Origin of the sequence: Paenibacillus sp. A3 (assembly GCF_001399685.1) — a bacterium.
Taxonomy (GTDB): domain Bacteria; phylum Bacillota; class Bacilli; order Paenibacillales; family NBRC-103111; genus Paenibacillus_G.
Map to the genome: position 1 here is coordinate 1 of NZ_JTHN01000090.1, position 23,467 is coordinate 23,467.

Below are 23,467 nucleotides of genomic sequence, written 5' to 3' on the forward strand. Positions count from 1 at the left end.
AATACATTCAGCAAAAACTGAAGGTACGCTCGATCATACTTAGGCCCGGCTGCCGGGCTAGGGCAGGCGCCACACCCGGGATCAACGGCTCAGCCGTCCTTGTCAGCAAGACAAGCGCGTTTTGTTAAGGTTGATGCGAATTCATGCTTATCAACTAAAAAAAGCACCTGAGCCAGGTGCTTTTTGTCTGCGAACGCAGATTACACGCGAGTTACTTTTCCGGATTTCAGAGCTTTCGTGCTCACCCAAACGCGTTTCGGTTTGCCGTCGACCAGAATGCGAACCTTTTGAACGTTGACACCCCAAGTGCGTTTCGCTTTGTTGTTCGCGTGGGATACATGGTTGCCGGTACCCGGGCCTTTACCTGTGATAAAACATTTGCGGGACATTGATTACACCTCCTTAAAGCATACACGCTTCAAAAACACACTTAAACATCATATCACAGCGGCCCAAACGCCGTCAACGCAGCTTCTTCGTTTTCTTCCCCTGCAGCCCGAGTTTTATTTATTTCTTGCGGCGAATATAGTACAATGATTCGTAGTCCATGCTAATTTTGGGATCGAAGGAGCTGTATGGAGATGACAATCGAACTGGCTTCAGAATATGGAAAAATCTACGTTACGGACGAAGTAATCGCCGTCCTTGCGGGTTCGGCGGCGCTGGACTGCTACGGACTTGTCGGGATGGCTTCGCGCAATCAATTCAAGGACGGTATTGCCGAACTGCTGCGCCGGGACAATTTGCGCCGGGGCGTCGAGGTTCACCGCGACGAGCAGGATGTCCTGACTATTGATTTATATATCGTCGTCAGCTATGGCACGAAAATTTCGGTCGTGGCGCATAACGTGCAGAGCAAAGTAAAATACATGCTCGGGGAAGTGGCGGGTCTTCAAGTGGCTAACGTGAACATTTTTGTCCAAGGCGTGAGGATTGCGGAATGAGACCTGTGATGACAGCGGTTGTGGCCGAAACATGTTATGGATCGCCGACAGGGTTATAGCGAAAGGGGAACGGTCTTTTTGAGTAAGCGCTTAAAAGAAATGAATGGACAAGATTTCATCCGAATGGTAGAAGCGGGAGCGCATAGGCTGACGACGAACGCGGAGCGGGTCAATGCGCTCAACGTCTTTCCGGTACCGGACGGCGATACGGGCACGAATATGAATTTGACCTTGACTTCCGGGGTGGAAGAGCTTCGCCGCCGTCCGTCGGACCACTTGGGTAAAGCAGCGGAAGCGCTTGCTAAAGGCTTGCTGATGGGCGCCCGCGGCAACTCGGGCGTGATTCTGTCGCAGTTGTTCCGCGGTTTCGCCAAAGCCGTATCCGACCTGCCTTCGGCCAACGCCCAGCAGGTGGCTGCAGCGTTCCAGAACGGCGTGGATATGGCCTACAAGGCCGTCGTAAAGCCCGTGGAAGGTACGATTCTGACCGTAGCCAAGGAAGCGGCAAGGCAGGGCGTACAGACCGCCAAGCGGCAGCCCGATGTCGCTGTCGTCATAGCGGAACTGCTGGATCAAGCGAAAGAGGCGCTGGCCAAAACGCCGGACATGCTTCCCGTGCTGAAGCAGGTGGGCGTCGTCGATTCGGGCGGACAGGGGCTTGTGTATATCTACGAGGGCTTTGTGTCCGTTCTGGACATGGAGGAGGAAGCGCCGGCGGAGGAACCAGCCGATATGCCGTACGTCGCTTTTGGCGCGGTGCAGCCGCTCGAGGAGACGCTTGAGCCCGTGGCGACGCCGCTTGATTTTACCGGTCATGAGCGCGCGCAGGCGAAGCTGGCGACGGAGGATATCGAGTTCGGATATTGCACGGAGTTTATGGTGACGCTGAACCCGGGCAAGCTGAACGGCCGCAAGTTTGACGAGGCCCTGTTCCGCGAGGAGCTGTCCGCCTTCGGCGATTCTCTGCTTGTCGTGGCCGACGACGATCTGGTCAAAGTGCATATCCACGCCGAATTCCCGGGCAGCGTTATGAATCTGGCCCAGAACTATGGGGATCTCAGCCGTATCAAAATTGAAAATATGCGCGATCAGCATACCCATCTTCTGATGGAGGAGGCCGGAGCGTCCGGCGCGGTCGCGGCATTGGCCAAGGCGACGCATTTGCTGGACGCGGCCAGGGAGCTCGAACTCGGCGAGCCGTCCGTCCCTGCGGCGAATGCCCCGTCCCGCGAGCTGAAGCCGTATGGCTTTGTCGCCGTATCTGCGGGGGAAGGCATCTCCGGTATTTTCGGCAGCTTGGGCGTCGACCGGATTCTGCATGGCGGACAGACCATGAACCCGAGCACCGAAGATATCGTCCGCGCCGTCAGCGAGGTCGAAGCGAGAACCGTGTTCGTGCTTCCGAACAATTCGAACATCATCCTGGCTGCTCAGCAGGCCGTGGAGCTTGTCGAAGATAAGCAGGTTGTCGTTATTCCGAGCAAGTCGATTCCGCAAGGCATTGCCGCTGTCATTGCCTTCCAGGAGGAGGCAGCTCCCGAAGAAAACATCGACGAAATGCAGCAGGCGCTGCAGCAGGTACAGGCCGGTCAAATCACCCATGCCGTACGCGATACGCAAATGGATGGGATCGAGATTAAAGAGGGCGATTATATCGGCATTCACAACGGCCGCATCGTTTCCTCGGCTCCGGACCTCGTCGATTCCTGCAAAAAGCTGATTGACTCCATGCTGGATGCGGGTGCGGAGATCGTGACCCTGTATACCGGAGCGGACGCGGTGCAGGAGCAGACCGAGGAGCTTGTCGGGTATGTCGAACAAACGTATCAAGAGGTAGAAGTGGAAGTGCAGGACGGTGGACAGCCGCTCTATTACTACATTATTTCCGCAGAGTAAGCGATTCGATTCGACGCTATGTCTTATAGATCAAAATTTTGCAAAGAATTGAGGGAGGCTATTGAGCCAGGTTCGTATTGTAACGGACAGTACGGCGGATATTCCGGCCGACCTGCGGGAGCGGCTCGGCATTGAGGTGGTGCCGCTTAAAGTATTGTTCGGCTCGGAGGCATTTCGCGACGGAGTTGACATGGGTCCGGAGCAATTTTATGACAAGCTGGCCTCGTCTGGTATTTTTCCGACCACATCGCAGCCGTCGCCGGCCGATTTCATCCAAGTATACGAGAGGCTGGCGGACGAAGGCGCCGACTCGATCATCTCGATTCATTTGTCATCGCAGTTGAGCGGCACTTACCAGTCCGCCCTCGTGGCGAAATCGATGATCGACGAGAAGGCGGATATCGAGGTGGTGGACAGCCGTACGGCTTCCTGTGGCATCGGCATGCTCGTCATAGCTGCCGCGGAGGCGGCAAAGCAGGGGAAGAGCAAGTCGGAAATTTTGGAACGGATTGCGTCGCTGCGCCAAAACATCAGACTTTATTTTTTGGTGGATACGCTCGAGTATTTGCATAAGGGCGGACGGATCGGCAAGGCTGCGGCGCTCTTCGGCTCCTTGCTTAATATTAAGCCGATCCTGTCGGTCAACGATGACGGAGTCGTGTACTCCGTCGATAAAGTTCGTGGACAGAAGAAAGCGATGAACCGGATCGTCGAGCTGCTGCAGAAGGATTTTGCCGGCAAGCCGATCGATTTGATCATGGCTTATACGACCGGCCGTGAGACGGCGGAGGAATTTTTCTCGCTGCTGAAGCAGCATTTTGATGTAAACAGCGTGCAATACACGCATATCGGGCCTGTCATCGGAGCGCATGTCGGACCCAGAACCGTAGCGGCCTTTGCCATACCGGTCTGATATGACCTTGGATCTTTATTCGCTTCCGGTCACGAAGGTGTCCGGCGTCAAAGGCAAGAAGCCGGAGGAGCTGCTTGCGCTCGGCATCTCGAGCGTCGGAGAGCTCCTCGATTATTATCCTTTTCGCTACGAGGATTACACGCTTCGCGATTTGACGCAGGTGAAGGACGGAGATCGGATTACGGTGCAGGGCACGGTCGCTGGGGTTCCCCAAGTGCAAATGTACGGGCGCACCAAATCGCGCATGACCTGTAAAATCGTGGTCGATCCGCTCTTCATTACGGCTGTCTGGTTTAACCGGCATTTTTTGAAGGACAAGCTGACAGCCGGTACGGACATCGTCTTGACCGGAAAATGGGACCAGAAGCGGCTGCACTTGACCGTGACGGAGGTCGAATTCCCGGGCCGCGGTACGTCGCAGACCGGCACGCTACAACCGGTTTATTCGGTGACGGGCTCGATCACGCAAAAATGGTTCCGGCAGACGACGAAGCAGGCGCTGCTGCAATTCGGCGACCTCATTCCCGAGGTGCTTCCGGGCAAGCTGCTGCGCAAATACAATCTGCTGCCCCGCAAGCAGGCGATCGCTCTCCTGCATCTGCCGGGCAGTATGGAGCAGGGACAGCGGGCGAGACGCCGGATGGTGTATGAGGAGCTGTTCTTGTTCCAGCTCAAGATGCAGGCGTACCGCACGCTGAATCACGAGCGGGCGGACGGGGTCGCGCACCCCGTAGATTTGCCGGCGGTTCGCGCGTTTGTACGCGCGCTGCCGTTCACACTGACGGCTTCCCAGAAAAACGTGCTGGCCGAAATTCTTCATGATCTGCAGCAGCCTTTCTGTATGAACCGCCTGCTGCAGGGCGATGTAGGCGCGGGAAAAACCGTCGTCGCGGCGGTGGCGCTTTTTGCCGTCGTCAAAGCCGGCTATCAAGGCGCGCTGATGGTGCCGACGGAAATTCTTGCGGAGCAGCACAAACGTTCGCTCGACCGCTTGTTCGAGCCGTACGGCATTCAGACGGCGCTGCTGACGGGCAGCTTGACCGAGCGTCAGCGCCGGGATGTGCTCGGCTCGCTGCAGATGGGGATGATCGACATCGTTGTCGGTACGCATGCGCTCATTCAAGAGGATGTGTTTTTCCGCCGGCTCGGACTCGTCGTTACGGACGAGCAGCATCGCTTCGGCGTACAGCAGCGCAGCATTCTGCGCCGCAAAGGGATGAATCCGGACGTGCTCACGATGACCGCGACGCCGATCCCGCGGACGCTGGCGATTACCGCTTTTGGCGATATGGACGTCTCGACGCTGCGCGAGCTCCCTAAGGGACGCAAGCCGATTCAGACGTATGCGGTCACGCACAATATGCTGGAGCGCGTCCTTGGCTTTATTCGCCGCGAGGTAGCCGAAGGGCGGCAGGCGTATGTCATTTGTCCGCTGATCGAAGAATCCGAGAAGCTCGACGTGCAGAACGCGATTGACGTGCACGCGCAGCTTCAATTTGCTTTTCCGGAGTATAAAGTCGGGCTGCTGCACGGACGGATGGCCCCGGCGGAGAAGGACGATGTGATGCGCGAGTTCAGCCAAGGCCGGCTTCATGTACTGGTCTCGACGACGGTTATTGAGGTCGGCGTGGATGTGCCCAACGCGACGCTGATGATCGTCTATGACGCCGACCGGTTCGGATTATCGCAGCTTCACCAGCTGCGGGGCCGGGTCGGACGGGGCGAGCACCAATCGTACTGCGTGCTGATTGCCGATCCGAAGAACGAAGTCGGCAAGGAACGGCTGAAGGCGATGACGGACACGAACGACGGCTTCGAGATTGCGCGCCGTGACCTCGAATTGCGGGGCCCCGGAGATTTTTTTGGTACGAAGCAAAGCGGGGTGCCGGATTTCCGGCTCGCCGACATGGTGACCGATTTCGAGGTGATGGAACAGGCAAGAGACGATGCGGCCGAGCTTGTCAAGCAGCCGGATTTCTGGACCGAGGCCGATTACGTGCCGCTCCGTCACTATTTGCAGCGCGAGCACATCTTCGAAAGCGAGATGCTGGATTAGACGATAGCCTGCTTGACGCTTCGCCTGCGGGGCGAGAGGGAAAGACAGCGGAAGAAATAGGTACACAAGGCCAAGCTCTCCGACATAGACTTACTACTGTATGGTGGTTGTAAGTCCTATTTGCAAGAACGCGGAGGTGTGCGGCATGAGCTATACGCAGTACGGCTTTGACCCTGCGCAAGTCGAGCGGATCAAGCTGAAGATGAAAAATCCGGAGACGAAAGAACGGGTCAAAATGATTTTGCAGGGCGTTACGAAGTACGATTTGCAGGACCGCGTGAAGGTTCGTCGGTTCGTTGGCATGCTGACGAAGGTGCTGGGTGAAAGAGTCACCGAGCAGCAGACCGAGCAGCTCGTTCAGTTCGTTATCTCGCAAAAAATCGATCCGAACAATGCGTTTCATCTGATTAAACTGTGGAGCATGTTCCGCTAAGCGGGCATGTTCTTTTTTTTGTCGGAACGCCGGGCTCCGGCCCAATTGTCAAATGCAGCGGAGAAAGCTATAATGCTGATAGATTGCTAGATTGTGGAAGGGGGAACGATATACGATATGTCGACTTCGGAATCTTCATCTTCATCCAAAGACAAAGCAATGTCCCGCCGCGAGCTGCTGGCCACGATGGGCACGGCGACGGCCGGAATAATTCTGGCCGCCGGTACGGGCTGGAGCGGCACGGCCGCGGCAGAGCCGATGCCCAATCCGATGCAGAATCCGGGGTTTCGCCCGGAATCGGTCGCCTGGATCAACGTGAAAACCTACGGAGCACAGGGCTTGGGTCGTTTTGATCAAAACGACGCGCCGGCGATTCAATCGGCCGTCGAAGCGGCGGCACCCATGGGAGGGACCGTTTATTTTCCGCCCGGGCGCTACATTCTGAGATCCTCCATTATGCTGAGGCCGAATGTGCGTTTGGTCGGAGACGGGCCGGGCGCCTCCATACTGAAGGCGGCGGAGCCGAATCTATCCATGGTGATGGGGCTCGGCACGAAGAAAAATGCGGTCGAGGGACTTGGCTTCGAAGGCATGGGCTCTATTTCTCCGATTAACGTTAAGTTGACGGAACGCGGCGTTTATTTCGAAAAATGCGAGCACGTCACCGTTCGGAATTGTCATTTCACCACCATCGTAAACGGCGTATGGTTTAACGACAGCCGGCACGTTTCGGTCAGCGGAAGCTCGTTCTTCCAGCTATTCGCCTCCGAAAGCTTATACGAAGGCTATGGGATCTTTGCCGAGTCGGCGGCGAATTTCCGGCTGACGGACAACCGGTTCCGTTTGTTGAAAAGGCCCTGCATCTATATTTCCGCAGGCAGCTCGTATTCGATCGTTTCCGATAACGTGGCGCAGCAATGTGAGGATGCTTTTATTGTGATATCCTCCAAGCTGAAGCCGAGCTCGTACCATCGGATCGAAGGCAACATCTTATCGGCGGAAGGGCTGGAAAACGGCGCTTTTGCGAGCAAGCAGGGCATCGTGCTGCGCGATTACTGTACGGACAACGTGATCGTCCATAATATCATTTCCAGGGCAAAAGAATCCGCCATCTCGCTGACGGGCGACGGCGCGGCAGACGACGAACGGCCGTTCGGCAACATCGTTTCCGGCAACAAAATCGATCAGACGGAGCGCGGCATCGTCCTGCTGAACAGCGACGTCACTACGGTGACGGGCAACGATGTGCGCCGGGTACAAACCGGCATTACGCTTGAAACATCCGGGAATGGCGACGGCTCCTTCAGCAGGCACAATCTCGTTACAGGCAATATGCTGTCCCGCTGTTCAACGGCCGCCATCCAGATCGCTAGCAGCCGCTGCGAAAATAACACGGTTTACGGCAATGCCGGTACGGGTAACGGCGAAACGCTGGCCGATCAAGGGAAGGATACGTCGAAGACGGGCTTTTAGCCTATGAAGCATACAATCTCGGAATCAAATAACTCGGCAAGCGGACAGCCGGTCGGAGAAATCAACATCCCGACCGGCTGTCTGTCTTGCCACAAATCGTTTTGTTTTGATGTGATCTAGATCACAAAAACGTTCCGGGCGTCCTTGTATACTTTCTCATGAAGGTAACGAAATCCGCTATTTATGAAATGAGGGATAACGATGTTAAACGAACAGACGATCCGCATTATTCAATCGACGGCCCCGCTTCTGGAGTCGAAGGGAACTGAAGTAACGAAGCGATTTTATGAAATTTTGTTCACCGAGCATCCCGAGCTGCTGAACGTCTTCAACCATACGAACCAAAAGCAGGGACGTCAGCAGACGGCGCTGGCTAATGCCGTGTATGCCGCCGCCGTGCATATCGATAATTTGGCTGCCATTTTGCCTGTGGTAAAGCAGATCGGGCATAAGCACCGGAGCCTTGGAGTAAAGCCCGAGCATTATCCGATCGTGGGCCGGACGCTGCTGACGGCCATGCGGGAGGTGCTCGGCGAGGCAGCGACGGACGAGGTGCTTCAGGCGTGGGAAACCGCCTACGGCATCATTGCCGACGCCTTCATCGGCGTAGAGGCGGAAATGTATGATCATGCCGAACGGCAGGCGGGCGGCTGGGAAGGATTCCGCGCGTTTCGGGTGGAGCGCAAGCAAAAGGAAAGCAGCGTCATTACGTCGTTTTATTTGGTTCCGCTTGACGGCGGCGCGATTGCCTCGTTCGAGCCCGGGCAGTATGTCAGCGTAAAGCCGGAGATGCCCGGCGAGACGTATACGCATATCCGGCAGTACAGCTTGTCCGATGCGCCGGGTAAGCCGTATTACCGCATCTCCGTCAAACGCGAGGACAGCGCGCCGGACCGCCCGGCGGGCAAAGTGTCCGTCTTCCTTCATGAGCACGTGAGCGAAGGCGACACGCTATGGCTGACGGCTCCCGCCGGGGATTTCACGCTCGACACCTCCGACGCGCGCCCGGTCGTATTGCTGAGCGGCGGTGTCGGTCTGACTCCGCTGCTCAGTATGCTGAAAACGCTCGGCGAAACGGCGCCGGACCGGCAGGTCACGTTCGTTCACGCAGCCCTGAACGGCGAGACGCACGCGATGCGCGCCGAGGTGGAAGAGCTGGCTCGCAGGCATCCGGGCTTTTCGTACCGCTTTTGCTACCAATCGCCGACCGCTGCCGATCGGGCGGAGCGTACGTTCCACAAGGAGGGCTATATCGATCTGGAGTGGCTGCAATCCGTCGTTCCTTCGCCGGATGCGGCGTTCTATTTCTGCGGACCGGTGCCGTTCATGAAGACGGTCAACCGGATGCTGCAAGCATGGGGCGTACGCAAGGAGGACGCGCGTTACGAGTTTTTCGGACCGTCGGGCTCGCTGGAGGAAGCCGGAGAACCAACGGCTCCGGCACAGCGCTAAAATGCGGTTCGGATCAACAGAGGAACTGTATGCTTAGCGGTCAGCGCTTGTTATCGTCCCGGGCCTGCAAAGCGGTGCGGTTGCTTGCTTGAGCGCGAAGCAGACGATTGACCGTCTCGCGGCGCAGCCCGATAAACTGGCCGATTTCTTCCTGTGTCAGCAGATCGGTCAAACGGGCCGGGGCAATATAGGCTTCGAACCAGGTTTGCAGCTTCGCCAGCTTGTCCGCCGGCGTAATCTGCGTCAGCTGATCGATTCGCTGCTGCATCATCCGCAGCTTGCTTTCCAGCAGCATGGCGATCTCAAGGCACGTTTGCGGTTCCCGCTGGAGCTTGGCGTACCATTCTTGAGCGGGAAGCGTTTCGATCTCGCAGGTCATAAGCGCAATCGCGGTCCCGTAATATTCTTTCGGACTGATTAAGGAATGATGAGGAATCGTTTCGCCCGGAACGATAATATTGACCAGAACCGGATTTCCGTCCTCATGAATGCGGACAATCTTAAGCAGGCCGCTCTTGATGCGGTACAGCGGTCCGGTTTCTCCTTGGCGAAACAACGTTTCGCCTTTATGCAGCAGCATGCGTCTTCACCTTTGCTTCCATTTTTAGCGTTCCGTCTCTGTCGAGGCGGGACGCTTTTCTTTTTCCGATTATAGCACGATCCGAGGATATGCTCATAGTGAACTGAACTAGAGGAGGACGTTCGGGTGTCCTTTTTTCGTACGCGCGGCTGCAAGCGGGCGGGTTCATCGGTTTCTTTCGGCGACGACGGCTTCTGCTGCTCCGCAATTTCCAAGAAATTCATCTTGCATAAAGAACGTATGTTCGGTATATAATACAAACAAGAATGTATGTTCGCATGGTGGTGTGAAGATGAATACTAACCCAAGAGTCGAGACGGAAGAAGATATTCAAATCATCAAGGAATTTACATTGCTTCCTATTTTACTCGATATGCTAGCAAGAGATATCGATGAACTGACCATGTATCGGAACAAAATCGTCTACAATCATGTCATTTCTTACTTAAAGGACATCGAAAACTCCGTGTATGCGGAAATGCAAACCGTCAAACGCAAAATGAAGGCACACGATATTAAAATAATCAAGACGGAAATGAATGGACTTGGAATCGACGTCGAATATAAAATCCGCGGCTATATCCATCATTTTAAGATGTTAAGAAGCCTGATAAAAGCAGAGCTTATGACCATGCTGGCGAACTTACGGAGGCGGTCACAATGATGGGAAAAAGCGAAAGAACTATTTTTTTGGCGGATTGCCAGAGCTTTTACGCCAGCGTAGAAAAGACGGAGCATCCATGGTGCAAGAACAAGCCGGTTGTTGTTGCGGGTGATCCGGCACGCCGATCAGGTATTATATTAGCTGCCTGTCCCATCGCCAAAAGTTTCGGGGTGACTACGGCTGAGCGGTTAGGCGAAGCCTTGAAAAAGTGCCCGGATCTCGTCGTCATGCGGCCTCGTATGCAGCATTATATCGATGTTTCCCTCATGATTACTCAAATTTATAAGGAGTATACCGATCTTGTCGAAATATTTTCGATCGACGAACAGTTCCTCGATGTTTCGGGAAGTCTCCATATTTTTGGCGATCCCGTGATCATTGCGAAATCTATACAACAAAAAGTACTTCAACAAACGGGCGTCTGGATAAGAATCGGTATTAGCTCAAATAAAATACTTGCCAAAATCGCAACGGACATATGGGCAAAGAAAAGCAAGACAGGTATATGTACATTGCATAAATCGGAGCTGGAGACACGGCTTTGGCCGGAGCCGGTACATAAAATGTTCGGCGTCGGCTCCCGGATGACGACGCATTTTGCACGGCTCGGAATGTATACCATTGGCGATATTGCGAGGACACCGTTGTCCCGTTTAAAAGAAAAATTTCGGGTCCGTTTTGGGAAACAAAGCGATATTCACGCCGAGGTGATGTGGCGGACGGCCAACGGTCTGGATGATTCTCCTGTCACGCCCGGCACGTTTCATACCCCTCCTAAATCTGTGGGCCACATGATGACCTTGCCTAGAGACTATACTCAAAACAGCGAGGCGGAGACGATACTCTTGGAGCTGACGGAAGAAGTTTGCCGGGATTGCAGGCGTAAGGGGTATATGGGCTGGGTCGTTTCGGTCAGCTGCATGTGCAGCCCTTATGAAGCCCCTACAGGCTTTTCGAGACAAATGAAGATGCCTGACCCTACCAATAACACCAACGCCGTGTACGAGGCAGCCAAGCGGTTATTTTACCGGTACTGGGATAAAATGCCGATACGCAGGATGGGCGTAACGCTTAGCAACCTTATTGATGATCAGACCTATCAATTGACGCTTTTTGAAGATCAAGTGCGAGCCAGAGCCTTGGATAAAGTGACGGACCAAATCAAGGAGCGCTACGGCAGCGCCGCGATCGTAAGAGCGTCATCGCGGACAGCTTCCGGGCAAGCATTGGAGAGGTCTCATAAAATCGGAGGGCATTATAAATGAGCAAGAAACTCCAAGGCAACGGATTGTGGGAGTCAAGCCGGATGATGCTTCCGCAGCATAAAGAACAATCTATGTCCGCTCTCCCGCAGACTGCACCTCCAACAAAAAAAGAGTTCGAGATGATGCGGAAATCTATCATTTTACCCGTTGTGCTAAAAATTGTGGAAAAGAAAAGCGTGGAAGTCGAAATGTCGTCTCAAACACTGAAGCCTCTGTATTCCGCTGCCGCTAAAGTACTGGCTAACACGATAAGAGCAGATGTGCAGCAGTCCAAAAAAGATCTTGTTGAAAGAAATATCCGAGTGTTCGAGGATGGGAAGGATGATTCTGTGCTGTATTATCGCTATATTTGCCGCGGCCATGAGGACCGATTTATGATGACCAAGGACTTTATGCGGGATGAGATCAGCATGCAGATTGGAGTTTATGCGAAAAATCTTATCGCAGCGCTTCAGAAGCTGGTAAAAAACAACCGGTGAATCGCCTCTTTTTCCGTCTTTTCCATCAAGTCCCGCTTCGGAGCAGACCGTTTCTGCGCTATACTTAGAAGTCGAGAACGGTAGTTTAAGTAATTGTTTTAGAAGGAGGGAATTGAATATGGATACGGCCAGTCATTTCCTCATCGGTCTCGGGCTGGGAGCCATGGCCCGCTTCGTACCGGAGATTGGAGCCGACCCGGCGCTGGCATTAGCCGTGACGATCGGAACGACGATCGCTTCCGAATTGCCGGATATCGACTATGTCCACAAGCTGACCAAAGGGGATGCCGTCTATCTGAAAAAGCATCGGGGACTTACGCATTCCGTCATGGCTTGGTTTTTATGGCCAAGCGTCGTCACGCTAGGGATGATGCCTTTCTTCAGCGGGCTTGCGTGGGGTTGGGTTTGGCTGTGGAGCTTCCTCGCCGTGCTTGTCCATGTCGGTCTTGATGCGCTGAACACGTTCGGAACACAGGCCCTGCTTCCTTTTTCAAAGAAACGTCTTTCGCGGGATGTTCTCATGGTCTTCGATCCGGTTCTATTCATTGCTCAGCTTGCGGGAATTGCACTTTGGTGGATGGGCATAGTCTCGCCTGGTCCGCTGTTCATGCTGATAAATGGCTGCTCTGTCGTCTACATTGCCCTAAGGTTCGTGATGCACCGCCGATACGTACGGCTCATGTCGGTTCGCTATGAGAACGCAACGGCTGTCAGCGTCCTGCCTACGTTCCGTTTCAACCGGTGGACCGCGATCGCGGAGACGGATTCGGAGCTGGTTCTGGGCGAATGGAGAGGGCATCGGTACCGGGAAACCGAACGACTGGAGAAACACTCCGACAACGTGCCTAAACAAGCTTTCGAAGTGCCGGACCGGGATACCTTAAAACGGTTGTGCCCGGCCGCCGACACGTTCTTTTCGATCGCGCAGCATATCCGTCAGGAACAGATGGTGACGGAAAAGACGTTCCGATACATTTGGACGGATCTGCGGTTCCGTTTCGGCGATTTTTACCCGTTCAAAGCCATTGTTGAATTTGACCGGGACGGCAATATCGTATCCGGCTATTTGGGCTGGCGGGGCAACCGCAGCCATACGGAACGGACGTATAACCGCGCAGTATAAACTCGGTGCTGTGCAATGTAAAAACAAAGCCGTCGGCCCCAGGCCGGACGGCTTTGAAAATTTATTGAATGGATTGCAAATGCTCTTCGAGACGATCCCACGTTTCGGTAATTCCTTGCTCCATCCCCATATCGAGAACGGTTTTAAGCGCTTCGGCAGAAGGGTATTGGCCCCGGTTGACAAGCTTCGTCTTGCCTTCGAACTCTATGAAAGTCAGCGTAATGAGAGGCGCAGGCATTCCTTCCGCTTCATTGCCTTCGGCATCCGAGAAGTAATCCGTGTAGACGATTTTCTCCGCTTCGACGATTTCCTGATAGACGGCTTTGCCCCAAGATTCGAATCCGTAAAAATCGCCTTGGTTCTTATCGATACATTTCATACAGTAATGCCAGATGCCGCCTGGACGAAAATCAACGTTGCACACTGTAAGGGTCCAGCCGCGAGGTCCCCACCAGTGTTTGAGATGCTCCGCCTGTGAAAACGCTTTAAATACAAGCTCACGCGGCGCATTGAACACGCGCTCCAGAATAAGTTCCTGACCTTCTGCCTTGATCGTCATTGGGTTCGACATCTCAAACCTCCTAAGATTCTTTTCGGTACGCGTTAACCCGGGTGTCTTGTTTCGTTTGTCTGTACCGTTTTATTGTTTTAAATATACCTTGTCGAGAATATTCCTGTCAAGGAATATTTGAAACATAATTTTAACGTGTGAGCGAACCGTAAGATGATGAAAAGTTTGTCCCAAGGAAGCGGACAAAACGGGAATATACAAGCCTGCCGAACATAAAATGAAGAATAAGATGATGTTATGCGGTTGCCCCGGAGGTTTTATGGATAAAAAATGGGTCTCGATCTTGCAAATTGCAGCTACATATGCTGGGACAGTGGTGGGAGCCGGATTCGCTTCCGGACAGTCGATTATGCAGTTTTTTACGGTTTACGGGACATGGGGAGCCGGAGGCATCTTGATCAGTACGTTTCTTTTTATGTGGATCGGAACCCGGATGATGGTTTTGGCGCACAGAATTAAAGCATTTTCTTATCAGGAGCTTAACATCTATCTTTTCGGCAGTCTGTTTGGCAAGGTGGCCAATGCTGTGACGTTTGCGATTTTATTCGGGATGACTTCCGTGATGCTGTCAGGCGCCGGGTCCATCTTTGAAGAACAGCTTCGTTTGCCGTATCAGTGGGGCATTGTTATCAGTATCACCCTTTGTTATCTGGTGATGACCAAAGATATGCAGGGAATTTTGGCGGTAAACTCGCTGGTCGTGCCTTTAATGCTTTTATTCATGCTTCTCATTGCCTTTCAGGTGGTCGGCGATAGCGGGACGGTTCCAAGCATCCGTTGGCAGAGCCTGCCAAGGTCCGATCTAACGTGGTTGATTAGTCCGTTTGCCTACGCCGCATTGAATTTTGCCTTTGTCCAAGCGGTGATGGTGCCTCTCGGCAGCGAGGTACAGGACGAAAGCGCCTTGAAATGGGGTGGCTTCTGGGGGGGCGTGGCTCTTGGATTCATGTTGCTGATCAGCCATTGGGCTATGAATTCCAAAATGCCGGAAATTGCAGACTTCGATATTCCGATGGCCGAAATTATTCGGGACCTTGGCGGAGCGGTTCACATCTTGTTTCTGCTGGTCATCTACGGGGAAATTTTTACGACAATCATCGGAAACGTATTCGGGATCGCGCGTCAAATTCAAAGCATGTTCGTTCTCCCGACCAAATGGCTGGTGTTAGCGATTCTGCTCGGAAGCTTTCTGATCAGTCAGATCGGCTATACTCCGCTGCTTTCTTATCTGTATCCTCTGTTCGGCTATCTCGGGATGATCCTGCTTCTTTTCTTGGCGTTTAAAAGGATGCCCGAACATTAGCTGCTCTATTCGCGCGGATACTTATGGTCTCAAACCCTTAATTTAAGTTCTTTAAAAATCCATCCAACCGCAAATAATTTGGGTATTCGATACATCTCAGTTCTGACTCGGAATGGAGGTAAAGGAATGCCCGATTGGTTGGAAATCAGTTTTCGGACCCTGCTGTCGCTTATCGTGCTTTTCTTGTTGACGAAGCTTTTGGGCAAAAGGCAAGTGTCTCAGCTTTCGTTTTTCGAATACATTACAGGGATCACGATCGGAAGCCTTGCGGCCTATATCTCGTTGGATCTGGAAGCCAACTGGTATTTAGGAATCGTATCTTTAGCGGTGTGGGTGATCGCCTCCTTGGGCATCGAATTTTTGCAGTTAAAAAGCAAATCGGCAAGGAATTGGATCGACAGTAAAGGGACGGTTCTTATCAAAGACGGAAAAATCCTCGAAGATAATATGAAGAAGGAACGTCTCACCACCGATGAGCTTTTGGAACAATTGAGGAAGAGAAGTGTTTTTAAAGCGGCGGATGTGGAATTTGCGATTATGGAGCCCAGCGGCGATGTTAACGTTCTTCTCAAAAAAGAGCATCAGCCATTAACTCCTGCCCACTTGGGAATCAAGGTCGGGCCCGAACAGGAACCGCAGGCCGTTATTATGGACGGCAACATTATGGACGAACCGCTGGCGACGTTGGGGATGAGCCGGCAGTGGCTCCAAACCGAATTGGAAAAAACAGGGGTAACGGTGGAAAATGTGTTTCTTGGACAAGTCGATTCTTACGGACAATTGTATGTGGATTTGTACGACGACCAGTTGCTGGTTCCCGAGCCGCAGCAGAAAGCTTCGTTGCTGGCGGTCTTAAAAAAATGCGAAGCGGACCTTGAACTGTTCGCTTTGACGACGAAGGACCAGCAAGCCAAAAACATGTACGGGCAGTGCTCGAAGCGGCTGGAAAAAATGATACAGGACGTCAAACCTTCATTAATGCGGTAAGCGAAGCGCTGGGCCATGGATTTCTTCATTGGCGCGGCGTTTTTTCATGCTTATGCAGGCTTTTTTAACACTCTCTTAACATTTTTCGATACGTTCCTAGATAAGAGGCATAGGCCTCTTTTTTTGTTGTTTCGCGAATCCGGGGCAAATTTTGCTTGACGTACCGTGTCAGAAACCTATAATCGATTTTGGAGCAGCTTCCGGGCAGGGGAACAAACCGCAATGGCCGACTGCGAATCCTTTTTCGCCGTTGTGCGTATATGTTTGGTGAATCTTCGTGAGATGGGCCCGTTTCCGAGAGAGAGAAAAGGAGTGCTGAAGCAAGATGACACGATTGGAATACCGTTTGTATGCCGAGGGCAGCGAGACGTTTCCGCTGCTGTATTACTATGACCGTATCGGCCGGGACGAGGTCGCTTTGCGTTTTGCGTGCGACTATTTTATTAAGGACGGCAAGGTGTATGAAAAAACTTCGTGCGCTGTGGAGCCGGAATGTTATGTCGTTTATGTGCAGGAAGCGCTTGACGAGCGGACGATGTTATGGAGCAAGCCGGAAGGTCCCCGCGGCGTACGCATGGAGCTGAGGGAATACCGCGAATGGACGGCGGATTACCGGCTGGTGCATACGTTTACATTTCCCGATACGCTAGAGGCGATGCTGAACCTTCAGGCGAATTATTTGTATGCGGAGGGCCGGGAATGGCAGCGTACTTCCGCCGAAATCGACGAAGACCGGGAGACGTATGTATATTACGCCGTGCCGGTGTAGCCGCAATTCAAACCGGGAAAAACAGGAGTGACGAAAAATGGAACAGCAAAAAAGCAGCAGGACACGCAAACTGGTAGCGCTGTTCGTGGCATCGACATTGGTGCTCGGCAGTACGGCGGGCTGCTCCGACTCGAAGTGCACCGATCGTAACGGGGACGGCTACTGTGACGACAGCAGCGGCGGTTCGTCCTCCGGAGGACGTTACTATGGCGGCTCGGGATCGAGCGGCAGCTCCTATAAAGCGTCTTCGGGCAGCTCTTCCGGGATCAGCAAAGGAGGCATCGGCGGCAGCGGCAGCTCAAGCTCCTAGCGTCAGAGGTGTCATGGACAGTCCGATGTCCATCAACAGCAAGATCAGAGAGGAGCGTGCGGGCATGAGCATGGCAAAGACGCTGCGGCCGGACGCTTCTTATGCGGAACGCCGGGAAGCAATCTATGGGCCGCTGCGCCAAGAAGGAATATTTACATGGGACCGCTTATACGATCAGGAATATGCGCTCGCCGGTTTGTACCGGTTGGAGCGGGCGCAACTGGAAGAAATGCGCAGAGCCGCCGAAGCGTTAGGACGCATCTATGCCAAGACCGTCCGGATCGTCCAGCAGGGCGAGCCGGAGCTTTTGGCCGAACTGGGACTGCCTCCCGCATCGTTCGGTGCCATCCGTCTCCGTTTTGATGAAAACATACCGACGCTGATCGGACGGTTCGATTTTGCCTTGACGCCGCAAGGGCTCAAGATGCTTGAGTTTAACAGCGATACGCCGACAGGGATCGTCGAAGCCTTTCATGCGAACGGCCGGGTGTGCGCCGCCTATGGCGAAGAAGATCCGAACGAAGGCTGCAGCGGGGATTTCCTCCAGGCGTTCAAGCGGATGCTCGACCTGTATCGCGAAGCGGGCTATGCGTCCGAGCATGTCGTCTTCAGCTCGCTGGATTGGCATGAGGAGGATGCCGGAACGACTCGCTATCTCCTGAAGCAATCCGGGATTGCCGGCGCTGAATTTGCAGCGCTGTCCGACCTCCGCGTGGAGGGAGACCGGATATGGGCGCAGGCCAATGCCGATGACGAAAAAGCGGAGAGATGTCCGATCGATGTGTTGTACCGGCTGCATGCGATCGAGAAGCTGGCTGAAGACCGGGATACGGACGGCTATCCGACCGGTGAGCATGTGCTGGAATTAATAGCGGACGGCAAGCTGGCGATCATTAATCCGCCCTCGGGGTTCGCCGCTCAGACGAAGGCGCTCCAGGCGCTGATCTGGAATTTGCATCAAGCGGGGGAGTTTTACACGGAAGAGGAGCATGAGACGATCGAAGCCTACATGCTGCCGACGTTTATGGAGCCGTGCTTCCCCGAAGGCACGCCTTATGTGGTGAAACCGATTCTGGGACGCGAGGGCAGCGGGGTCACGATCTATGCGGGAAGCGGGGATATTGCGGAGGCGAGCGGGGAAGACGAATACGGAGATCAGCCGATGGTCTACCAGCAATATGCCGAGCTGCCCCGCATCCGGGTGGAAACGTTAACCGGCCCGTACGACGGCCGGCTGCTCTGGGGCTGCTTTCTGATCGGTGGCCGGAGCTCCGCCGTCATTGCGCGCGTCGGTGGAAGCATCACGAACAATTTATCCTTTTATTTGCCTTCGTCGGTCATAGGGTAGTCCTGCAGATAAGAACAGCCGGACATTACAACATTTATTGGGGAGTTGGAGTTCGTTGGATCAGTTTGGGAATATTCTTAACTTTTTAATGTATTTGGGCGTGACCGTCCCGCTTATGGGACTCGGCATTTTGTTTTTCAACCTGACGACGCCGTACAATGAATTTGCGCTCATCCGGGAGGGCGGCGATTTGTCCGATCCGTCTAAAGCGTCCGCCGCCAAAGCTGCGGCTTACGATCTTGGGGGCAAAATTATCGGTCAAGTGCTCGTTCTCGCGTCCGCCGTATATCATTCGGTCAGTCTCGTCGATTTAATCATCTGGGGACTCATCGGGATCGCATTCCAGATTATCGTGTTTTACTTGTTCGAACTGCTGACACCGTTCAAAGTGCTGGCCGAAATTCCGAAGGGCAATGTGTCCGTTGGTATTTTCTCGTTTTGTTTGAGTCTGGCGTCGGGTCTGCTGCTGGCTTCGTTAATCAGCTATTGATCGGACGACATAAAGTTTGGTTCCGAAGGAGGCTGTGCTCAACGTCATGCTAAAGCTGAACAACATTCACCATGCCGCGGTCATTTGCTCGGACTACGAGAAGTCGAAGCATTTTTACGTCCGCGTGCTCGGACTGACGATCATTCGGGAAACGTACCGGGCGGAACGCCAGTCGTATAAGCTCGATCTTCGGGTCGGCGACAGTCACCAGATCGAACTGTTCTCGTTCCCGAATGCGCCGGAGCGGCCAAGCTATCCGGAAGCAAGAGGTCTGAGGCATCTGGCTTTCGAGGTTGACGACATCGAAGTAGCCGTCAAGGCTTTGGAGGCCGAAGAAATCGCCGTGGAGCCGATTCGTGTCGATGAGACCACGGGAAAACGATTTACGTTCTTTTTCGATCCGGACCGGCTGCCCCTGGAGCTGTACGAAAAATAGAGTAACTCAAGAAGCAAGACTCGTGCGCTGCGCACGGGTCTTTTTTTGCAAGCGGGGTTTGGTTACGTATAAAAATGGGTAAAAAGTTGTAAGTTTAGTTCGACTTAGTTCAAAAAGCTCATTAAAATCTAACAAGGACCTAAAAGATTCCAAACATAACTTTGTTAAGCTTACCTTATCATCACAGCGGCTCTTGAGCGCAAGGGGACAATGATGGAGGTGCGGCGTATGGAAGGAAGATTTTCGGTAGGAGTCATGTTCGGGGTGCTGGTGAGCGTCCCGCTGTGGCTGTCGATGATCGGCTGGTTCAGACTGGTCATGGACGGCATCGCGTTGTTTATTTGAAACCTAGCCATCGGCCGGAGGGGCCGATGGTTTCTTTGTGTGTTGAAGCTTTTGTCTTGGGAAAATTCGTTATTTTTTGACTTTAAAATGAACAACGGCGCTGTACAGCATTTTCCCGGCATTCGGATCGAAAACTACTTGATGGCTGATCGAGAAAGCATCCAGCAGCAGCGCTTTGTTATTCTCGATTTGCGCGTCGATTTTGGCTTCGAGCGTTTTCAAATCGTAGGCTTCGAAAAATTCGATTTTATTCTCGATTCTGTCTAAAGTAAAACTCATCGTCATTCGCTCCCGGCTGCGTATTTTGGCTTAAACTAAATCTACCAAGCTCTGTCTTTGATTGCAACTGCGCAGGAGAGCTGCCTTTATCGAAAGAAGGGCTCGATTGCGCTCTTCGTTTATTAGGCAGTAGGACTTGGGTCTGTCGTTCTATGTTGTTGAATTTGTGGAGAAAAGTAAATTCGTGCTAGATCATGGACTATATTGTAATTTTTTAAGCAATATATTATTATTACTATATATTTACTATTCATATAATTCCAAGTACTATGAGTGGATTACATAGTCCTGCTATGATCGTCGGCCATGCGTTCATTTAACGCAATCGCTTACATCAAGTTCCCCGCATCGCGCCATATCTTTCGAAAGCTACAGGACACGGGAGACATACGCAAAGTGTCCGTTCCTCTACTTGACTCCTTCAATTCTAACGACAGCAAGATCGAACATGGATGGCATTCGTAGAATATCGGCATATATAGACTCGTTACGAGTTTATATAAAAACATGGGATAGAAAGGAGGATATGCAATACTTACAAGAGCTTCCACACACATGGGATCACAGCTTTATATTAGATGGAGAGGAGGTTTGATCGAGCTGACGATTGCGAACGAATGAAAGGGTAATGCCTGATCGTAGTATTTTTACCGACCCCAAAAATAAGGAGGTAACATATATGATACAGCTTCGTTTACCCCACCATTCCCTATCCAAACTGCTTGTTGCCAGCGGCATGATGCTGTTGATGGCCGTTATCATGTTGCTGTTCTCGGACCGGGCTTTTGCCCATGGTTATGTTGAATCGCCGGGCAGCCGCGCCTATTTGTGTAAGCTGGGACAAAATAAGAACTGCGGAGCGATTGTTTATGAGCCGCAAAGCTTGGAAGCGCCTAAAGGGTTTCCGCAGGCCGGACCGGCCGACGGCAAAATCGCCAGCGCAGGCGGAGCTTTTCCGGATCTTGACCAGCAATCGGCTACACGTTGGGCCAAGGTCCCGATGACGGCAGGTACGAAAACGTTTACATGGAAGCTGACTGCGCCTCACGCCACGTCCAGCTGGAAGTATTACATCACCAAACAAAACTGGGATCAGAACGCCCCGCTTAGCCGGGCTTCGTTCGACCTCACGCCGTTCTGCTCGGTAGACTACGGCGGAAAGAAGCCTCCGTACACTTATTCCGATACGTGCAACGTCCCAAGCCGGACCGGATATCAAGTCATTCTGGCTGTTTGGGAAATTGCCGACACGGCCAATGCATTCTATAATGTCATCGACGTGAATTTCGGAGGAGATTCTGGGGATACGCAACCTCCCACTGCACCGACGGGCTTAAGCGCTTCCAACCTTACAGCCACGAGCGTATCGTTGGCATGGAACGCATCGAGCGATAACGTCGGAGTGTCCGGCTACAAAATTTATAACGGCTCGACGCTGATTGCGGCCGTCTCGGGCTCGACTTTAAATTACAACGTCACGGGGCTGACCTCGAATACATCCTATACGTTTACGGTTCGCGCCGAGGATGCCGCAGGCAACGCCTCCAGCGCAAGCAATGCCGTCACGGTGACGACTCCGGCCGTACCTGTAGACAATGAGGCGCCTACGGCTCCAACCGGCTTGCATGTGATGGGCACGCCGACTTCCTCCAGCGTTCATCTGATGTGGAGCGCATCGACGGACAATGTCGGGGTAACGGGCTACCGGGTCTATCGTGGAACCACTTTAGTGACTACGGTTTCGGGGACGACGCTCGAATATACGGTTATGGGGCTGACGCCCGATACGTCCTATACGTTTACGGTTCGCGCGGTTGACGCCGCCGGCAACGTATCGGCCGACAGCAATGCCGTAAATGCCAAGACGGCTTCAGGTCCGGCGGTATCCGCATGGGCGCCGAACACGGCTTACACCGTAGGCACGCTTGTCACATACAACGGCAAAACGTACGAATGCCGTCAGGCCCACACCTCGCTAGTCGGCTGGGAGCCCGCCAACGCAGCTTCGTTGTGGTTGTTGAAGTAATCGGACAAGATTTATTAACAAGGATAGTTTGTCAGAATCAAACTTCTGGCGGGCTATCCTTTTTCTATTTAGCGAGACATCTGCCGGCACAATTTCATAGACCTCTTTCTCAACAAGCTCAGCGCTTAAAGGGAGCTTTTTTTTTGTTTTGGACAAGGCCAACTTCCGTTCGGGGCCGATGTGCGAATCCTTTCATAAGAATACCCAGTGTCCAAATTGGGACTCATTTCCTATTATGCACACTTCTGTTTCGTAACCTCGTTATCTCCTCTCCGATGTGCATCATTATGCTGTATTATCCAGTATAAACCAAATGAACTATTGCGTGTTCGTATTTTGTTCGTATATAATACAAACAAATGTTCTCATTTGGAGGCGAGCGTGAATGGAAAGATATATTGGCCATATCATTGAAGTTATTTATTTGGATATCGACAATAAGACCAAGCAGCGGAGAATTGAGGTCTTGACGGTTGAGAACGGTGTCGTCAAAGCATTTTGTCATCAACGGCAAGCGCTGCGGGTGATTCGGATCGAAAATATTTTAGCTGTGAAGCAGGTTTCCGTGTCATCGAGGGTATCATGAGCTGACGCAATGAAGGGTCCTGCAGACCGGCGAAAGCAGAACATAGAAGTAGAATTAAGACGTAAATGGCAGCTAATTGAACTGGCAGACGTGATCGGGGTGGAATTTTGTTGATGACAGATGTTGAAAAGAAAGTGCTTCGAATCCTGTGGAATTTATACAAAACAGCATGGGTAAGGCCTGATGTCAAAAGGATTTCGTGGTTATCCGGGCGCACGGTGGAGCAACTGCGAAAAATAGTGTTTTGCCTCGTCAAGGATGGTTATGTAGAAGTTCGCAGGGATGAGCTTCGGGTCATACAAGGCTTGGAGCAAAGGGCACCGCAGTAGATAGGATGGATTGATGATGAAATAGAAGAGGGGCTGGAAATCATGATAGGCTTACCGACATTAAGCAAGAAATACGCTGCGCAACGCCTAACAAGAGACGAGTTTGAATTGGAAGAACTGGGGAACCGATTGTTCGAGGCCCAAGAAGAGGGAGCCGAGATTTTTTTGACCGTATGGGGGACGGATGAGCAGGTGCGGGGACGAATTACCAACATGGACCCGCGAACCCGGCTGGTACATATAGAGCGTGACGGCGATACGCTGAAAGTTCCTTATTTGGATATCATGGAAGTGGTGAGCCCAAGGGATTGATCCCTGGGCTCTCGTGCTAGGGAGAATTTTTTTACATAATGTCGAATTTGTGGAGTTGCACGAGTTCGTGATACGATAGGTAAAAATTGTAAAGGAGA

The 23,467-nt window shown here is 52.8% G+C and carries 25 protein-coding genes; 21 read left to right on the top strand and 4 right to left on the bottom strand.

Annotation, left to right across the window (positions count from 1 at the left end):
• Positions 1-200: 200 nt before the first annotated feature.
• Positions 201-389 (bottom strand): 50S ribosomal protein L28, encoded by a 189-nt coding sequence (rpmB, locus tag QJ48_RS13905; protein WP_010498258.1) that lies wholly within the window; start codon positions 387-389, stop codon positions 201-203.
• A 192-nt stretch (positions 390-581) separates the two neighbouring features.
• Between rpmB and QJ48_RS13910 the strand changes: the two genes are divergently transcribed.
• The 7 genes from QJ48_RS13910 (at position 582) to hmpA (ending at position 9,167) form a co-directional block, all read left to right on the top strand.
• On the top strand, positions 582-944 hold the full coding sequence (locus tag QJ48_RS13910; RefSeq protein WP_054974167.1) for an Asp23/Gls24 family envelope stress response protein: 363 nt from the start codon (positions 582-584) through the stop codon (positions 942-944).
• Positions 945-1,022: 78 nt separating this feature from the next.
• Positions 1,023-2,840 (top strand): DAK2 domain-containing protein, encoded by a 1,818-nt coding sequence (locus QJ48_RS13915; protein WP_054974168.1) that lies wholly within the window; start codon positions 1,023-1,025, stop codon positions 2,838-2,840.
• 61 nt (positions 2,841-2,901) lie between these two features.
• Positions 2,902-3,753, top strand: coding sequence for a DegV family protein (locus QJ48_RS13920; RefSeq protein ID WP_054974169.1), 852 nt, complete (start codon positions 2,902-2,904; stop codon positions 3,751-3,753).
• Position 3,754: 1 nt separating this feature from the next.
• Positions 3,755-5,809 (top strand): ATP-dependent DNA helicase RecG, encoded by a 2,055-nt coding sequence (gene recG / locus QJ48_RS13925; RefSeq protein WP_054974170.1) that lies wholly within the window; start codon positions 3,755-3,757, stop codon positions 5,807-5,809.
• Between the two features lie 145 nt (positions 5,810-5,954).
• Positions 5,955-6,242: a stage VI sporulation protein F gene (locus QJ48_RS13930; RefSeq protein ID WP_054974171.1), complete on the top strand. Its 288-nt coding sequence runs from the start codon at positions 5,955-5,957 to the stop codon at positions 6,240-6,242.
• A 117-nt stretch (positions 6,243-6,359) separates the two neighbouring features.
• A complete protein-coding gene (locus QJ48_RS13935; protein WP_054974172.1) occupies positions 6,360-7,715 on the top strand; it encodes a nitrous oxide reductase family maturation protein NosD in 1,356 nt (451 codons plus the stop codon).
• A gap of 201 nt (positions 7,716-7,916) precedes the next feature.
• Positions 7,917-9,167 (top strand): NO-inducible flavohemoprotein, encoded by a 1,251-nt coding sequence (gene hmpA, locus QJ48_RS13940; RefSeq protein ID WP_054974173.1) that lies wholly within the window; start codon positions 7,917-7,919, stop codon positions 9,165-9,167.
• Positions 9,168-9,207: 40 nt separating this feature from the next.
• Here hmpA and QJ48_RS13945 read toward each other — a convergent pair whose 3' ends face one another.
• Positions 9,208-9,747 (bottom strand): Crp/Fnr family transcriptional regulator, encoded by a 540-nt coding sequence (locus QJ48_RS13945; protein ID WP_054974174.1) that lies wholly within the window; start codon positions 9,745-9,747, stop codon positions 9,208-9,210.
• Between the two features lie 292 nt (positions 9,748-10,039).
• Between QJ48_RS13945 and QJ48_RS13950 the strand changes: the two genes are divergently transcribed.
• From QJ48_RS13950 to QJ48_RS13965, 4 genes are all read left to right on the top strand, one after another.
• A complete protein-coding gene (locus tag QJ48_RS13950) occupies positions 10,040-10,411 on the top strand; it encodes a hypothetical protein (RefSeq protein ID WP_054974175.1) in 372 nt (123 codons plus the stop codon).
• Positions 10,408-11,676 carry a DNA polymerase IV gene (locus QJ48_RS13955; protein ID WP_054974176.1) on the top strand — a complete coding sequence of 423 codons (1,269 nt, stop codon included), beginning with the start codon at positions 10,408-10,410 and terminating at the stop codon, positions 11,674-11,676. Before QJ48_RS13950 ends, QJ48_RS13955 begins: the two co-directional genes overlap by 4 nt.
• Positions 11,673-12,155, top strand: coding sequence for a hypothetical protein (locus tag QJ48_RS13960; protein WP_054974177.1), 483 nt, complete (start codon positions 11,673-11,675; stop codon positions 12,153-12,155). The genes QJ48_RS13955 and QJ48_RS13960 overlap by 4 nt, the downstream gene beginning before the upstream one ends.
• Positions 12,156-12,273: 118 nt before the next feature.
• On the top strand, positions 12,274-13,278 hold the full coding sequence (locus QJ48_RS13965; RefSeq protein WP_054974178.1) for a metal-dependent hydrolase: 1,005 nt from the start codon (positions 12,274-12,276) through the stop codon (positions 13,276-13,278).
• A gap of 61 nt (positions 13,279-13,339) precedes the next feature.
• On the opposite strand, the gene QJ48_RS13970 is transcribed toward QJ48_RS13965, so the two are convergent.
• Complete coding sequence (locus QJ48_RS13970) at positions 13,340-13,849, bottom strand: SRPBCC domain-containing protein (RefSeq protein WP_054974179.1); 510 nt, start codon at positions 13,847-13,849, stop codon at positions 13,340-13,342.
• Positions 13,850-14,108: 259 nt separating this feature from the next.
• Here QJ48_RS13970 and QJ48_RS13975 point away from each other — a divergent pair, with 259 nt between their 5' ends.
• The 7 genes from QJ48_RS13975 to QJ48_RS14005 all read left to right on the top strand — a co-directional run bounded on the left by QJ48_RS13975 (position 14,109) and on the right by QJ48_RS14005 (position 19,492).
• Complete coding sequence (locus tag QJ48_RS13975) at positions 14,109-15,152, top strand: hypothetical protein (protein ID WP_054974180.1); 1,044 nt, start codon at positions 14,109-14,111, stop codon at positions 15,150-15,152.
• 126 nt (positions 15,153-15,278) lie between these two features.
• Positions 15,279-16,139 (top strand): DUF421 domain-containing protein, encoded by an 861-nt coding sequence (locus QJ48_RS13980; RefSeq protein ID WP_054974181.1) that lies wholly within the window; start codon positions 15,279-15,281, stop codon positions 16,137-16,139.
• Positions 16,140-16,464: 325 nt separating this feature from the next.
• Positions 16,465-16,908 (top strand): hypothetical protein, encoded by a 444-nt coding sequence (locus QJ48_RS13985; protein ID WP_054974182.1) that lies wholly within the window; start codon positions 16,465-16,467, stop codon positions 16,906-16,908.
• Between the two features lie 37 nt (positions 16,909-16,945).
• Positions 16,946-17,218: a hypothetical protein gene (locus tag QJ48_RS13990; protein ID WP_054974183.1), complete on the top strand. Its 273-nt coding sequence runs from the start codon at positions 16,946-16,948 to the stop codon at positions 17,216-17,218.
• Between the two features lie 64 nt (positions 17,219-17,282).
• Positions 17,283-18,566 (top strand): glutathionylspermidine synthase family protein, encoded by a 1,284-nt coding sequence (locus QJ48_RS13995; protein WP_054974211.1) that lies wholly within the window; start codon positions 17,283-17,285, stop codon positions 18,564-18,566.
• 55 nt (positions 18,567-18,621) lie between these two features.
• Positions 18,622-19,056 carry a DUF350 domain-containing protein gene (locus tag QJ48_RS14000; RefSeq protein ID WP_054974184.1) on the top strand — a complete coding sequence of 145 codons (435 nt, stop codon included), beginning with the start codon at positions 18,622-18,624 and terminating at the stop codon, positions 19,054-19,056.
• Between the two features lie 46 nt (positions 19,057-19,102).
• Positions 19,103-19,492 (top strand): VOC family protein, encoded by a 390-nt coding sequence (locus tag QJ48_RS14005; protein ID WP_054974185.1) that lies wholly within the window; start codon positions 19,103-19,105, stop codon positions 19,490-19,492.
• 414 nt (positions 19,493-19,906) lie between these two features.
• Here QJ48_RS14005 and QJ48_RS14010 read toward each other — a convergent pair whose 3' ends face one another.
• The gene (locus tag QJ48_RS14010; protein WP_054974186.1) at positions 19,907-20,116 is read right to left on the bottom strand and encodes a YrzA family protein; all 210 of its coding nucleotides are present in this window, start codon (positions 20,114-20,116) and stop codon (positions 19,907-19,909) included.
• Between the two features lie 679 nt (positions 20,117-20,795).
• On the opposite strand from QJ48_RS14010, the gene QJ48_RS14015 reads away from it, so the two are divergent.
• The 3 genes from QJ48_RS14015 to QJ48_RS14030 all read left to right on the top strand — a co-directional run bounded on the left by QJ48_RS14015 (position 20,796) and on the right by QJ48_RS14030 (position 23,369).
• Positions 20,796-22,142, top strand: coding sequence for a lytic polysaccharide monooxygenase (locus QJ48_RS14015; protein ID WP_054974187.1), 1,347 nt, complete (start codon positions 20,796-20,798; stop codon positions 22,140-22,142).
• A gap of 385 nt (positions 22,143-22,527) precedes the next feature.
• A complete protein-coding gene (locus QJ48_RS14020; protein ID WP_054974188.1) occupies positions 22,528-22,728 on the top strand; it encodes a hypothetical protein in 201 nt (66 codons plus the stop codon).
• Between the two features lie 371 nt (positions 22,729-23,099).
• Positions 23,100-23,369, top strand: coding sequence for a YolD-like family protein (locus QJ48_RS14030; protein ID WP_054974190.1), 270 nt, complete (start codon positions 23,100-23,102; stop codon positions 23,367-23,369).
• Positions 23,370-23,467 lie beyond the last annotated feature (98 nt).

Coding starts and splice junctions, on each gene's coding strand:
- rpmB (WP_010498258.1), bottom strand. CDS start 389: ATGTCCCGCAAATGTTTTATCACAGGTAAAGGCCCGGGTACCGGCAAC.
- QJ48_RS13910 (WP_054974167.1), top strand. CDS start 582: ATGACAATCGAACTGGCTTCAGAATATGGAAAAATCTACGTTACGGAC.
- recG (WP_054974170.1), top strand. CDS start 3,755: ATGACCTTGGATCTTTATTCGCTTCCGGTCACGAAGGTGTCCGGCGTC.
- QJ48_RS13930 (WP_054974171.1), top strand. CDS start 5,955: ATGAGCTATACGCAGTACGGCTTTGACCCTGCGCAAGTCGAGCGGATC.
- QJ48_RS13935 (WP_054974172.1), top strand. CDS start 6,360: ATGTCGACTTCGGAATCTTCATCTTCATCCAAAGACAAAGCAATGTCC.
- hmpA (WP_054974173.1), top strand. CDS start 7,917: ATGTTAAACGAACAGACGATCCGCATTATTCAATCGACGGCCCCGCTT.
- QJ48_RS13945 (WP_054974174.1), bottom strand. CDS start 9,747: ATGCTGCTGCATAAAGGCGAAACGTTGTTTCGCCAAGGAGAAACCGGA.
- QJ48_RS13950 (WP_054974175.1), top strand. CDS start 10,040: ATGAATACTAACCCAAGAGTCGAGACGGAAGAAGATATTCAAATCATC.
- QJ48_RS13955 (WP_054974176.1), top strand. CDS start 10,408: ATGATGGGAAAAAGCGAAAGAACTATTTTTTTGGCGGATTGCCAGAGC.
- QJ48_RS13960 (WP_054974177.1), top strand. CDS start 11,673: ATGAGCAAGAAACTCCAAGGCAACGGATTGTGGGAGTCAAGCCGGATG.
- QJ48_RS13965 (WP_054974178.1), top strand. CDS start 12,274: ATGGATACGGCCAGTCATTTCCTCATCGGTCTCGGGCTGGGAGCCATG.
- QJ48_RS13970 (WP_054974179.1), bottom strand. CDS start 13,849: ATGTCGAACCCAATGACGATCAAGGCAGAAGGTCAGGAACTTATTCTG.
- QJ48_RS13975 (WP_054974180.1), top strand. CDS start 14,109: ATGGATAAAAAATGGGTCTCGATCTTGCAAATTGCAGCTACATATGCT.
- QJ48_RS13980 (WP_054974181.1), top strand. CDS start 15,279: ATGCCCGATTGGTTGGAAATCAGTTTTCGGACCCTGCTGTCGCTTATC.
- QJ48_RS13985 (WP_054974182.1), top strand. CDS start 16,465: ATGACACGATTGGAATACCGTTTGTATGCCGAGGGCAGCGAGACGTTT.
- QJ48_RS13990 (WP_054974183.1), top strand. CDS start 16,946: ATGGAACAGCAAAAAAGCAGCAGGACACGCAAACTGGTAGCGCTGTTC.
- QJ48_RS13995 (WP_054974211.1), top strand. CDS start 17,283: ATGAGCATGGCAAAGACGCTGCGGCCGGACGCTTCTTATGCGGAACGC.
- QJ48_RS14005 (WP_054974185.1), top strand. CDS start 19,103: ATGCTAAAGCTGAACAACATTCACCATGCCGCGGTCATTTGCTCGGAC.
- QJ48_RS14010 (WP_054974186.1), bottom strand. CDS start 20,116: ATGAGTTTTACTTTAGACAGAATCGAGAATAAAATCGAATTTTTCGAA.
- QJ48_RS14015 (WP_054974187.1), top strand. CDS start 20,796: ATGATACAGCTTCGTTTACCCCACCATTCCCTATCCAAACTGCTTGTT.
- QJ48_RS14020 (WP_054974188.1), top strand. CDS start 22,528: ATGGAAAGATATATTGGCCATATCATTGAAGTTATTTATTTGGATATC.
- QJ48_RS14030 (WP_054974190.1), top strand. CDS start 23,100: ATGATAGGCTTACCGACATTAAGCAAGAAATACGCTGCGCAACGCCTA.